This is a genomic window from Lysinibacillus sp. GbtcB16 (genome assembly GCF_019091145.1).
GTDB classification, from domain to species: Bacteria; Bacillota; Bacilli; order Bacillales_A; family Planococcaceae; genus Lysinibacillus; species Lysinibacillus fusiformis.
This window is the reverse complement of sequence record NZ_JAGXJV010000331.1, coordinates 1-276: the sequence shown is the minus strand read 5'-3', so window position 1 is coordinate 276 and position 276 is coordinate 1. Positions and strand designations below refer to the sequence as shown.

General features: G+C 47.1%; 1 pseudogene. It reads left to right on the top strand.

The window, feature by feature from the left end:
• Positions 1-38 precede the first annotated feature (38 nt).
• Positions 39-276, top strand: a pseudogene (locus tag KVT27_RS24455) (ABC transporter ATP-binding protein); the annotation flags it as partial.

The following is a 276-nucleotide window of genomic DNA, read 5'->3' as shown; positions in this document are numbered from 1 at the left end:
AGACCAGGAAACAGGCATGGCAATAAGGGGGGGAGTTCATGAAACATATCTACCATTTCACCAAAAGGCTGTATGCTTATTCGGGAAACAAATTGATCCTCAGCGTACTTGGCATGGTGCTCATAAGCTTGCTGGAGGGGATGGGCGTATTCCTTTTGCTTCCAATCATCAATGCTAGCGGCATGGTCAATGTCAATGCAGGAGTATCTCCCTTTGCAGGCATGCTTACTTTTCTTCAAAAATTCCCGCAGACGTTAGGGCTGCCCATCATTCTCG